Source organism: Shewanella sp. VK101 (genome assembly GCF_056497865.1).
On the sequence record NZ_CM151402.1, the window covers coordinates 1,437,978 to 1,450,785 of the forward strand.

Consider the following 12,808-nt stretch of genomic DNA (forward strand, 5'->3'; position numbering starts at 1 on the left):
TATCTTTCCCTATTGATTTTCAGCCAGTCAGAGCAATCGGATTTTCATGTCACAGCCCCGTTTCGTCCATCTACGTGTTCACTCAGACTTTTCCATGACCGATGGTCTGGCCAAGGTCAAGCCCATTCTGGCCAAGGTGGCTGATGAGGGCATGGCGGCAGTGGCGCTGACGGATCAGAACAACCTCTGTGGCCTGGTGAAATTCTACGGTGGCTGCCATGGCACCGGGATAAAGCCCATCATAGGGGCCGACTTCTGGATGTTGGTGCCCGGCTTTGAAGATGAGTTCTGCGCGCTTACCGTACTGGCCATGGATAACGACGGCTACCAGAACCTGACTCAGCTGATCTCCAAGGCCTATCTGCGCGGTCAGGTGCGTGACCGGGTCGCTATTGATCAGGAGTGGCTGCTGGAGCACGGTGCCGGTATTTTGCTGCTCTCCGGTGCAAGGGAAGGGGACTTGGGCAAGGCGCTGCTCAAGGGCAACCTGAACCAGGCCCAGGAACTGACCGATTTCTACAAGCAGCACTTCAACGACCGTTACTTTATTGAACTGATCCGCACCGGGCGCCCGGATGAGGAGCGCTACCTGCATATGGCGGTGGAACATGCCGCCAACACAGGCCTACCTGTGGTTGCCACCAACCAGGTGGTGTTCATGACCCCGGAAGAGTTTGAGGCCCATGAAATCCGGGTGGCTATCCACGATGGCTACACATTGGCTGACCCCCGTAGACCCAAGAAATACAGCGAGCAGCAGTATCTCAAGACTGAAGATGAGATGTGTGAACTGTTTGCCGACATTCCGGAAGCGCTGCAAAACACGGTGGAGATAGCCAAGCGCTGTAACGTTACCGTGCGGCTTGGCGAGTACTTTCTGCCCAACTTCCCCACGGGTGAGCTGTCCACCGCGGACTATCTGGTGATGCGCTCCAAAGAGGGGCTGGAAGAGCGTCTCGAGTTCCTGTTTCCGGACCCACAGGTGCGGGCGGAAAAGCGCGGCGAGTATGACGAGCGTCTGGATATTGAGCTCAAGGTAATCAACCAGATGGGCTTTCCCGGCTACTTCCTTATCGTGATGGAGTTTATCCAGTGGGGTAAGGACAACGGTATCCCCGTGGGCCCTGGGCGGGGGTCGGGTGCCGGCTCCCTGGTGGCCTATGCGCTTAAGATCACCGACTTGGACCCGCTGGAATTTGACCTGCTGTTCGAACGTTTTCTTAACCCCGAGCGGGTGTCGATGCCCGACTTCGACGTCGACTTCTGTATGGACAGGCGCGACGAGGTTATCGATCACGTGGCCGAACTCTATGGCCGGGATGCGGTATCGCAGATCATTACCTTCGGTACCATGGCCGCCAAGGCGGTAGTGCGTGATGTGGGCCGGGTGCTGGGTCACCCCTATGGTTTTGTCGACAGAATTTCCAAGATGATCCCGGCCGAGCCCGGGATGACGCTGGCCAAGGCTTTCGAGGCCGAGCCTGCGCTGCCCGAAGCCTATGAGGCCGATGAGGATGTCAAAGACCTTATCGACATGTGCCGCAAGCTTGAGGGGGTGACCCGTAACGCGGGTAAGCACGCCGGGGGCGTGGTGATTGCGCCGACCAAGATCACCGACTTCTCGCCGCTTTATTGCGACGCCGAAGGTAAAAACCCGGTGACCCAGTTCGACAAGAACGACGTGGAAACCGCCGGCCTGGTGAAGTTTGACTTCCTGGGTCTCAGAACCCTGACCATTATCGACTGGGCGCTGGGGATGATTAACCCAAGGCTCGCCAAGCTCGGCAAGCCGCCGGTCGATATTGCCGCCATTCCGCTGGACGATGCCAAGTCCTTCGGGGTACTGAAACGCTACGAAACCACGGCGGTATTCCAGCTGGAATCCCGCGGCATGAAAGATCTTATCAAGCGTCTGCAGCCCGACTGCTTTGAAGATATGATCGCTCTGGTGGCCCTGTTCCGCCCAGGTCCGTTGCAGTCGGGGATGGTAGATAACTTTATCGAGCGTAAGCACGGCCACGAGGCTATCTCCTACCCGGATGAGAAGTGGCAACACGAGAGCCTTAAACCGATTTTGGATCCTACCTACGGCATCATCCTCTATCAGGAACAGGTGATGCAGATTGCCCAGACGCTGGCGGGCTATACCCTGGGCGGCGCGGACATGCTGCGCCGGGCCATGGGTAAGAAAAAGCCGGAAGAGATGGCCAAGCAGCGTGCCGGTTTTGAAGCCGGGGCGATAAAAAACGGCGTCGACGGCGAACTGGCGATGAAAATCTTCGATCTGGTGGAGAAATTCGCCGGTTACGGCTTCAACAAATCGCACTCGGCCGCCTATGCACTGGTGTCCTATCAGACCCTCTGGCTCAAGACCCACTATCCGTCTGAATTTATGGCGGCGGTAATGTCCGCCGATATGGACAACACAGACAAGATAGTGACCCTGGTGGATGAGTGTGAGCGCATGGGGCTCAAGCTTATTCCGCCGGATGTCAACAAGGGCCTGTTCAAGTTTACCGTCGATGAAGAGCTCAATATCGTCTACGGCATAGGCGCCATCAAGGGCGTGGGCGAGGGGCCAGTCGAATCGATTCTGGAAGCCCGCAAGGGGGGGCCGTTCAAAGACTTGTTCGACTTCTGCGCCCGGGTGGATTTGAAAAAACTCAACCGCCGGGTGATTGAAAAGCTGATCAATGCCGGCGCCATGGACAATCTGGGGCCGCACCGGGCTTCAATGATGGCTACCTTGCCGGAGGCGATACGCGCCGCCGATCAGCACGCCAAGGCCGAAGCCATAGGCCAGTGCGACATGTTCGGTCTGCTCAACGACGACCCCCAGGACAGCAAGCAACAGTTTGTTGACTGCCCGCGTTGGCCGGACAAGGTCTGGTTGGAAGGGGAGCGTGAGACTCTGGGGCTTTACCTCACAGGTCACCCCATCAACCAATATCTCAAAGAGCTCAGGCACTACACCTCCGGGCGGCTCAAGGATATTCACCCCACAGACAGGGGCAAGACGGTCAAGGCCGCCGGATTGGTGGTCGCCACCCGGGTGATGCTGACCAAGCGAGGCTCCAAGATGGGGCTGCTGACGCTGGACGATAAGAGTGCCCGTCTGGAAGTGATGCTGTTTACCGAGGCCTTCGAGAAATTCAATCACCTGCTGGAGAAAGACAGGATCCTCATCTGTGAAGGTGAAGTGAGCTTCGATGACTTCTCCGGCGGCAACCGGATGACGGCGCGCAACATCATAGATATGGGCGAAGCCCGCAGCCACTTTGCGGCGGCGGTGGAGCTGGATCTCGACGCGGCAATATTGAGCCCGGAATGGCTGACACAGTTTTATGAGACCCTCTCGCCCTGGCGCGGCGGCTCTGTGCCTGTGGCAATCAACTATCGTCAGGCCCTGGCCAAGGGGCAGTTCCGTTTGAGTGACGACTGGCGGGTAAACCCCAGTGATGAACTCATGATGGCACTGGAAGCCATGCTCGGCACAGATAAGGTCAGGATCCTCTTCTAATGCCCCACACTCTGGTCGATACCCTGGTACTCAAGTTAACGGCGCTGCTGGATCAAATCGGCGCCACGGCTGACAACCACCTCTGGCTGGGGTATAGCGGCGGTATGGACTCAGAGCTGCTGGCCTATACCTTGGCGCGCTTTCGCCAGACTCATCCCAAGACGCCTTATCAAGTCTCCCTGGTGCACGTACACCATGGCCTCAGCCGCAATGCCGATGCTTGGGCGGCTCATTGTCGCCAAAGAGCCGAGCATTATGGCCTGAATTTTGTTCTTCGGAAGGTGCAACTTGAGCTCGGCCCGCGCGTCAGTATCGAGGCCGAGGCGCGGCGCGCCCGCTATCAGGCGATTGCCGAGCTGCTCAATCCCGGCGATATTCTGCTGACGGCCCATCATCAGGACGATCAGTTGGAGACGCTGCTGCTGGCACTCAAGCGCGGTCAGGGCCCCAAGGGACTGGCGGCCATGGGGCAAGCTCAGCACTTGGCTCTGATATCCAGGGCAGAAAGTTCCTTAGCTCAGACATCCAGGGCAGAAGGTGCTCCATGCTGGCAATTACGGCCCATGCTGGACAGCAGCCGGGCTCAGATAGAGCAGGCGGTGGCAAGCCTCGAGCTGCCCTATATCAATGATGAGAGTAATCAAGACACCCAGTATGACCGCAACTTCCTGCGCGCCGAGGTGATCCCTGTACTCAAGCAGCGCTGGCCTTCGATTGCCACTACGGCCTCACGCAGCGCCGCGCTGTGCGCCGAGCAGCAGTTGCTGCTCGATGAAGTCAGCGCCGAAAAGTTACAGCCCTTGCTCGGCCGTTGCCGCTTCAGCGGCGTTCGGGTACTGGATAGCGCCGGGCTCAAAGTGCTGTCACCCCAGTGGCAGGCACAGTTGCTGCGGCAGTTTATTCAGATGCAGCGCTTGCCCTTACCGGCACAGGTGCAGTTGCAGCAAGCCTTGGCGCAGCTACTCGATGCCAGGGAGGATGCTCAGCTTGAGCTTAGCTTTAAGGGATTGCTCCTCAAGCGTTATGGGCAACAGATCTATGCCATGGCGCCTCTGCCGGGGGCAGCATTCCAATTGCTTGATGGCGCAGGTGCGACCGAAGATTTGGCAGCAAACCCCTCGAAACTGACCCTGAGCCAAAAGCAGCTGCAAGCACTGAGCCAAGGGCAGAGTCTGAGTGTTGGGCTTGCCGCCCCCTGGCAGCGCCTGGAGCTGACATTGGCAGACTCAGGGCCAAGGGTGGCGCTGGCTCAGGTCATGGCTCCACAACTGGCTCCCCTAATGGCTTCACTATCGGCTCCGCAATTGGCGTCACTATCGGCGTCAATAGGGGCAAAAGTTCAGCCATCAGATACCGCTGTAGCACCTGAACTGGTCATGGGGCTCAAGGGCAGTTACCGCTGTCAGCCTCACAATAGAGACAAGGGCCGTGAGCTCAAGAAACTCTGGCATGAACTCGGAGTGCCGCCCTGGCTCAGAGACAGAGTGCCGCTGCTGATGCAAAATGGCCGACTGCTGGCGCTGGCCGGTGGTTTTGTCGAGCGTAGCGCACTGGCCTCTGGCGCAGAACCCGGAATCGTGTTGAAACTGGTTGCTGAAGCAACCCCTTAGCGCAAATAGTTGTGGGCACAGCGGCTCGGGAGGCGTTCTTGCTAATCGCTATTCAGCGTATGCAACAGTATTCTCTCACCTTCGGAGAGGCTATCGCCCTTAAGGAACTTTGCCGCCACAGGATTGCCATTAGAGCCCTGTCCAACGCTTGTTGTGCAGCCAGGTCGATTTTGAGCACCAAATGGTAGTGATTACTCATAACCGCATAAGCGCAAACGTCAATGCAGAATACTGACGACAACTGCCTGATTTTATCCACTATCCAGCCACGTCTATGCTCGTAACTGCGCCCCGACAGAGAGTCTTCACCACACAAAAATGCCCTTCTAACGCAACGGTTAATCACGTGGTAAAAGGGCGTACTTTCAGCATCTATCAACTGACGACGGGCAGTGGTCATAACCAACCTCGACTGAGCTTTGATGGGGATTTCAAAGGCTGTGTGAAACATCAAAAAGATATGGCTGTCCTGTCTTTGTTGTCTTTGTTTCTCCAGCTTTTTGTTATGCGATTTTTTAAAAAACATCGTGATGTTCGAAAACCCAAGCTCTAAAATCATGTGTTTTTGTTACACTATTTAGTACGCCAGAATCGATAATTTGGTGATAAGCCTCCTCTCCTGCGCTTTGAAATAGTAAACTAAACTCCTCCTGCGCAGAATCCCACTCCGAATCAATTAAGTTTCGCATATGCTCTTTGTATTTGTTGAGCTTCTCTAGCATAGATTCCCATTTGTCTTGCCAAATCTGGCAATCGTAATTCAGATCAAAGTATTGCCATTCTTGGTTATTCCAGCGAATACCTTCTCCCATTATCTCTTCCATTGATTCTCCGGACTTGGAGTATGAATCAATTGTTGATTGAAAGGACTCTTCGGAGCTAGCACACACATGAAAGTAGCCTTCCTCTGCAAGTATCTCTACCGCGAAGCCAAAGAATTTTTCTTCAGCATGTTCTTCGAAAAATTTTTCAATACTCGGAATTGAAGCACTTACGAGCGCATCTACCAAATCATGCTTTTTAATTGGTTCCATGGTAATTTCTACTCCGATGGCGCATAACGCCCCAAGCAGGGGCAATAAAACGTAGGCTATAATACGGAACGAAGTGACGGGAGCCTACGTGTTAGTGTCCCGCTGACTTGGTTTGTTAGGTATACATTACTCACCGTACTCTGATAAGTACAGCTTGATACCTAGGCGACCCATTATAGACATTGCTTCTGGTGACAATATTGCTCCGCCGCCACATGCATTCTCTCTTATGCTAAAACCAAGATCTGCTATGTACTTTGCTGGTGCGAGATTGAGAGGATTTGTGAGCAGCCAGGATTCAAGTGCTTCTATCTGAGAAGGTAATTCCCAATCACCTTCTGCAAGATGAGCTAGTTTTTCACCTGAACCATCTACTTTGATATAAATTGGCACTGAACTTTCCTTGTATACCTAACAGCTGTATAGTGCGCATGCGCGTTTTAGTCCTCAGAGGAGTGTAAACGCGCATCGCTATCTGTTTGTATTGGCTGGATATAATAAAGTTTAGTCCTAATATCCCTTGCAGCTAAACGCGCATGCGCGGTTTCCAAACCTATTATCTACCAGCTATATTTTTTAACCTTATGAATTTGATGCTATTTTCTAAAATGTCAAACATACAAGACATCCTAAACACTTTCTAAGCCGCAAGGAAGCACGCTGCAGGGGGGCCGTCTCTGATAAATAGCGACGTATTTTTGGAAATGAGACTCTCAGGGAGGCTCACTTTCGGAGATTCACGCAGAATTGTCGTTGCCAGGCATGCTTTCGGCAGGCTTAAGCCTGTTTCTGCAAAATCACCAAGGGTTTAAGGTTAATGGGGATGTATTGCTTGGCTTTGTTGCTTACCCCGGCACCATTTACCGCCATATTTGGCCTTCATGGCACACATCGCATCCCATCGGCCACTCATGCCACTGTACTGACGGCGAAACTCCTTGGCGGAAGTTATCCAGGCATCGTCACTGATACCAAGCTCAAGCAGCAGTTTGGGCCTTGAAGAGGCAATAAAGCCACGCTTGTCTTCCCGCACCGCCCGGCCTGTCCAATCAATCAGCTCCAGATAGTCAGCAAAGTGAAACGGAATGCCGCTTTGTTCGGCGGTAGTTGCTGCACCATCAAATTGCAGCAGTGGCTTAAGTGAAGTGTTGGCAGATGCAGGCTCAGCAACTTCTTCTATGCGCTCCTGAATGGAGGTGTAGTCAGAAGTTTGCAGCGAATCTGCAATACCTGCGCGAATAGGATTTAAATCCACATACATCATGCAGGCCAGCAGCGCCTGTTCATCGAGCAGCGCCTGCGACTTAAAGCGTCCTTCCCAAAATACGCCCTTGCAGCCATCTTCTCGATTGGCCTTGCGGGCGATATCTTCGTTTAAACAGCGCATAAACCAACTGATACTGCCAAGGCGTTCCTGCCAATCGCTAATCAGCGTATCCAACAGTATTCGCTCACCTTCTGAGAGACTATCGCCCTTGAGGAACTTAGCCGCCACGGGATTGCCACTAAAGAGCCCTGTCCAACGCTCAATAACTTCAAATGGCGACAACGATTGTTGCGCAGCAAGGTCGATTTTGAGCACCAAATGGTAGTGATTACTCATAACCGCATAAGCGCAAACGTCGATGCAGAATATTGACGACAACTGCCTGATTTTATCCACTATCCAGCCACGCCTATGCTCGTAACTGCGCCCCGACAGTGCATCTTCACCACACAAAAATGCCCTTCTGACGCAACGGTTAATCACGTGGTAAAAGGGCGTACTTTCAGCATCTATCAACTGGCGACGGGCAGTGGTCATAACCAACCTCGACTGAGCTTTGATGGGTATTTCAAAGCCTAGTCAAGACTGTGCGAAACATCAAAAAGATATGGCTGTCCTGTCTTTTCTCTTGAGAGACTATCGCCCTTGAGGAACTTTGCCGCCACGGGATTGCCACTAAAGAGCCCTGTCCAACGCTCAATAACTTCAAATGGCGACAACGATTGTTGCGCAGCAAGGTCGATTTTGAGCACCAAATGGTAGTGATTACTCATAACCGCATAAGCGCAAACGTCGATGCAGAATATTGACGACAACTGCCTGATTTTATCCACTATCCAGCCACGTCTATGCTCGTAACTGCGCCCCGACAGTGCATCTTCACCACACAAAAATGCCCTTCTGACGCAACGGTTAATCACGTGGTAAAAGGGCGTACTTTCAGCATCTATCAACTGACGACGGGCGGTGGTCATAACCAACCTCGACTGAGCTTTGATGGGTATTTCAAAGCCTAGTCAAGACTGTGCGAAACATCAAAAAGATATGGCTGTCCTGTCTTTTCGTCTTTTCTTTGAATGATTTTGTTGCAAATAAATCTTAAATTCTTAGATTCCTTATTGGTTTTGTTCTCATAAATATCGATATCATTTTCTGGGTCGAATGGGCAAAACTCATCAAATGTTCTGAGCTTGACTGCTAGCTCTATTAAAGATTCGGACACGGAAAGCTTCAAGGTTCTTGAGTATGATTCTTTGTCGTACATGCTAATGTTTGATTTATACATATATCTACGACATAAATCTTCACCGGCTATAGCTAGACTGGCAAGGCTCATCAGTTGCACATTTAAGCTTGATATTGAAATGTAATGGGACATCGATTCTCCGAGATAGCTAACACCGTGTTAAGGGGCCGTAGCAGCATAGCTGCGAAGGTCACAGTGTACAACGCGAACGAATTTGAACACATTGCTAGCTGTATTTTTAACGTCTGCGCTGTATTATCGTACGAATAAAAGCCGCTGACATATGAAGTGCAAGTTCTGCATCATATTCGAGTACCTTTGACTCTTTATTACTCCCATGTCTGACAGCAGGCTCTGAGTTTGTATATGCGTAAAACTTTTCAAATACTGTAATTAACATTGGTGAAATCACTTGCTCTCTTTTCATTGATTTCAGAGCATCACCCAGTGTCACTGTTTTGGGATACATTGCCTTACAGACGCTTTCTACAGCGCTCACAGATTCTTTTATTGAGTTTTCAGGGTCTTTTGATGGGCTCAGAATATAAGATCTAGCCTTAGCATAATGTTTTCTTGCTGGTTCAAATTGGTCTTTTAGCTGGTTATCAGTTTGCTGAACTCTCACTTCTAAATCTTTTGGTAAAGAGCTCCAGGCTACCAGAGTCACTAAGTTTCCATTGCACTTTATGATGAGAGAATAGATCATTCACTTTCTGCCGATATGATACGTACATAAATGACTCAAAGTCATTGCTGCCTAATATATCTGAGTACAAGTATTCATTAGCTTTGATTAACTCACCTATGATCTCAACGGCATCATAAAATTGATACCATTCTAGATCTCCCACTCTAAACTTGAGGGCATCCCAACATGTCCAAGAGTCATAGTCTTCTTGATCAGTTTCCTGACCGTTTTCAGCACACAGACGCTCTATAAGAGACTTTACTCCTAACGGCTTTTGATCATCATTGCTAACGCGGCTGTCACCATCTTCATACAATAGTGGCTCTAACACCTTTAGAAAAAATATGTTTTTCAACCATTTGGGAGCATCTTGGCTGATAGGTTCATTCTTGTATTCTGGATCAAACCCAAATCTATGTGAGAACTTCATTGTTTCCTCTTGATACTGCTAATACCCACATAAAAGGCCGACCGATAGGGAGATCCAGCGCAACGAAGTGGAGCGATTTTTGATGTGTTTGTTAGCTGTTGGGCTATGCACAATCTAGCCCTTCTGGATCAATACGCTCAACTCGCTCAAATCCCTTGGTTTTTTTGAACGACATATTGTGCTTAAAGTTATCCATAGAATCTGATGGGTCAATAGCTTCTAAATTAAGACGCTCTATTGTGCTACGTGACACTGCGACAGACAAAATTGGAGCATCCTCTAAATGACCTGTCTGAGAATTAAGTAACTCATCTACAGCCGTAACTATAACAAGATTGTCAGGAATAGCTGAAAACAGCTCATTGCCTACACGCAATACACAGCTACATACATAATCTTGATATATTTCATTAAATTTTCCCTTGGGCATATTTTTAACAGACAGCTTACCGCTTTTAAGTAAACTTTTCGTTTCGGATGGTACTATCTCAGTGCCATGAACATTTATTGTTGCCTCTAAGATCCCATTGTCGTAGACGGAGATTGACAAACTTGAACCGAGATTAGAGATTTCTGTGAATGGCTGGAGATTTTCAATTGCTTCAATTTTAGCCTCTGCCTTACCATCTAAAAGGGCTTTAGCTATAGCTACGCTTTCTTTCCATTCAGTTGTGTCTTTTTCCCATTTTGAGACACTAGACTTATAGTTGATCTCATCCTTCTTAATAGCCTCATCAACTTTTTGGGAAAGCAACGATCTTTTCTTTTCCTCTCGTTTTAATAGACGATCTATAATTCCAGGTTTATAGGATTTCAATGATTGACGTGCTTTCGATTCATTTTCATTGCCTCTTTTGGGTTCGGTAGGCTGCTTTGATGATGCAATCTTATTCCAGTCTATTGGAGGGCTACACTCTTTGTGGGTTGATTGAATGACATCAATATGGTTTTCATAGACTTCCACTTCGTAAGCAGCCTGTTCTAGCTCTTGCATTTTCTCAAATTGAATTTGCTGCCTTTCAAGCTCCCTTTGCCTTCTTTTCGCATCTCGTTCAGCAGCGCGAACAGCCGCACCAATTGAACGAACTGTTCCTTTCCATCCCATATTCGATGTCCTTCTTATTGATTACAGCTAACAGCTGTATAGTGCGCATGCGCGTTTTAGTCCTCGGAGGAGTGTAAACGCGCATCGCTATCTGTTTGTATTCGCTGGATATAATAGAGTTTAGTCCTAATATCCCTTGCAGCTAAACGCGCATGCGCGGTTTCCAAACCTATTATCTACCAGCTGTATTTTTTAACGTTATGAATTTAATAGTATTTTCTAAAATGTTACAGAAATAACGCGCAAACTTAGCTGCAAATTTCCGGCATTTTTCCTAGAACGTCAATAATACTGCATAGAAAATCAGTTCTTAGGCACTTACCATGAGCGCTTCAAGCCCTGCAAATAAGGGCCTTAAAACCAAGCGCCCTAAAACCCAGGTCTTACAAAAAACGTTAAGTAAAGCCATGGCTACCGCACGGGTCCAAACTCTGTTCGTCCCTGCATTCCGCTGAAAACGGAAAAGTGTTGCTGCTTTAGGCCTTAAGCTTAAGGAAGCGCTAAAGCTAAGCGCTTGAATTAGCTTTACAATAGCCAGTACTGAATGTGAAAACAATTAGCCAAAGGTCAAGTTTTGACAAAGGCAACAAAACCCTGATTTGGGGTGTTTTTGAAGCGGAATTGACTGGGGGTTTGCATTCTTCCCTGTTTTCGACGGTCATAGTCCCACCAGAACTAGAACCAGAGCCTGAAAATGAGCTGCATTTCTGTAAGCACGTCAGATATTTCAAGCTACTCCATTCTCACAGAATTGCACCAACTCCCGCTCGAAGCGGCCGCATGGCGTTGATGACAATCGCGTAGCGAGGCATGGCCGTTCACGGGCCTCGTGCCCTTCACGGCATTGGGACTCCTGTCCGGCAGATGCCCATTCTGCGCCAGTTAATCAGGGGCGAGTGTCGCTTAGCGACGAGCTAACGAGCGCGAGACAGGATGTTGAGCTGGGTCAGAGTCACATGGATGTGACTCGGAGCGTCTGAAGCGATAGTTATTTGTGCCATAAGGCCGAGGGGCTTTCGACAGCGTGTGGGGCGGCAAGGGGAGATCCAAGAGGGGATCCCTTCTTGGTCGGGTGTGAGGCGAAGCTCCACGACTTTAGGCCGCTGGCACAGCGGCTAATATAGCTTCCAGCTAAAAGTTCCTAAGTTAGTATTGGCGAGCTTCCGGCCACGATGTAGTCCATCACCTGCGGTGCGCCTTTCGCACAGGCGATCCAGTGACACGGCGTGAATACGTCCATGTAGCCTCGACGAAAACGTCCCTGTTTTCGACGGTCACAGTTTCGCCTGTGCCTGGAATATGGGCGTATTTCTGTGGGCATATAGGTAGCTTCAAACAAGTTAGTTCTCACAGAATTGCACCAGTCCCCCCCCTCGGTGTCGCCGAAAGCCGTTGGCGCAAATAACGTGGCTGAGGCATGGCCGTTCACGGGCGTCCTGCCCTTCACTGCATTGGGACTCCTGTCCGGCAGTTGCCCATTCTGCGCCAGTTAATCAGGGGCGAGTGTCGCTTAGCGACGAGCTAACGAGCGCGAGACAGGATGTTGAGTTGGGTCAGAGTCACATGGATGTGACTCGGAGCGTCTGAAGCGATAGTTATTTGTGCCATAAGGCCGAGGGGCTTTCGACAGTGTGTGGGGCGGCAAGGGAGATCCAAGAGGGGATTGCTGTTGATCCCTTCTTGGTTGGGTGTGGGGTGAAGCTCCACGACTTTAGGCCGCTGGCACAGCGGCTATTTATGGTTTTAAGCCAAAACTTACCAATGAACTTGATCCTAGCGGCTAGCTAAGTTGTAGCCAATCACCTGCGGTGCGCTCCCGCACAGGCGATCCTGTGACTCGCTGCGAGTACGTCCCTGTAAAGCTCTGCCTCGCCATCCCTGGCTCGGAAGGTCACAGTTCCGCCTGTG

At 50.5% G+C, this 12,808-nt stretch carries 9 protein-coding genes and 2 pseudogenes; 2 read left to right on the top strand and 9 right to left on the bottom strand.

Annotation, left to right across the window (positions count from 1 at the left end):
* Positions 1–46: 46 nt before the first annotated feature.
* Together dnaE and tilS are read left to right on the top strand one after the other, a co-directional pair.
* The gene (gene dnaE, locus ACSHSR_RS06465; protein WP_479631352.1) at positions 47–3,520 is read left to right on the top strand and encodes a DNA polymerase III subunit alpha; all 3,474 of its coding nucleotides are present in this window, start codon (positions 47–49) and stop codon (positions 3,518–3,520) included.
* Complete coding sequence (tilS, locus tag ACSHSR_RS06470; RefSeq protein WP_208169909.1) at positions 3,520–5,130, top strand: tRNA lysidine(34) synthetase TilS; 1,611 nt, start codon at positions 3,520–3,522, stop codon at positions 5,128–5,130. Before dnaE ends, tilS begins: the two co-directional genes overlap by 1 nt.
* A 159-nt stretch (positions 5,131–5,289) precedes the next feature.
* Here tilS and ACSHSR_RS06475 read toward each other — a convergent pair.
* The 9 genes and pseudogenes from ACSHSR_RS06475 to ACSHSR_RS06515 all read right to left on the bottom strand — a co-directional run.
* Positions 5,290–5,530, bottom strand: a pseudogene (locus tag ACSHSR_RS06475) (transposase); the annotation flags it as partial.
* 115 nt (positions 5,531–5,645) lie between these two features.
* Complete coding sequence (locus ACSHSR_RS06480) at positions 5,646–6,164, bottom strand: DUF4303 domain-containing protein (RefSeq protein ID WP_264920150.1); 519 nt, start codon at positions 6,162–6,164, stop codon at positions 5,646–5,648.
* Positions 6,165–6,290: 126 nt separating this feature from the next.
* Positions 6,291–6,557 carry a hypothetical protein gene (locus ACSHSR_RS06485; RefSeq protein WP_335900184.1) on the bottom strand — a complete coding sequence of 89 codons (267 nt, stop codon included), beginning with the start codon at positions 6,555–6,557 and terminating at the stop codon, positions 6,291–6,293.
* A 421-nt stretch (positions 6,558–6,978) separates the two neighbouring features.
* Positions 6,979–7,968: a transposase gene (locus ACSHSR_RS06490; protein WP_479631353.1), complete on the bottom strand. Its 990-nt coding sequence runs from the start codon at positions 7,966–7,968 to the stop codon at positions 6,979–6,981.
* Between the two features lie 196 nt (positions 7,969–8,164).
* Positions 8,165–8,405 (bottom strand): annotated as a pseudogene (locus tag ACSHSR_RS06495) (transposase); the annotation flags it as partial.
* Positions 8,406–8,443: 38 nt separating this feature from the next.
* Entirely contained in the window at positions 8,444–8,809 is a 366-nt protein-coding gene (locus ACSHSR_RS06500; protein WP_479631354.1) for a hypothetical protein, read from the bottom strand.
* Positions 8,810–8,915: 106 nt separating this feature from the next.
* Positions 8,916–9,302 (bottom strand): hypothetical protein, encoded by a 387-nt coding sequence (locus ACSHSR_RS06505; RefSeq protein WP_479631355.1) that lies wholly within the window; start codon positions 9,300–9,302, stop codon positions 8,916–8,918.
* Positions 9,283–9,795 carry a hypothetical protein gene (locus ACSHSR_RS06510; RefSeq protein ID WP_479631356.1) on the bottom strand — a complete coding sequence of 171 codons (513 nt, stop codon included), beginning with the start codon at positions 9,793–9,795 and terminating at the stop codon, positions 9,283–9,285. Before ACSHSR_RS06510 ends, ACSHSR_RS06505 begins: the two co-directional genes overlap by 20 nt.
* Positions 9,796–9,898: 103 nt before the next feature.
* Entirely contained in the window at positions 9,899–10,900 is a 1,002-nt protein-coding gene (locus ACSHSR_RS06515; protein WP_115390096.1) for a hypothetical protein, read from the bottom strand.
* Between the last annotated feature and the right edge of the window lie 1,908 nt (positions 10,901–12,808).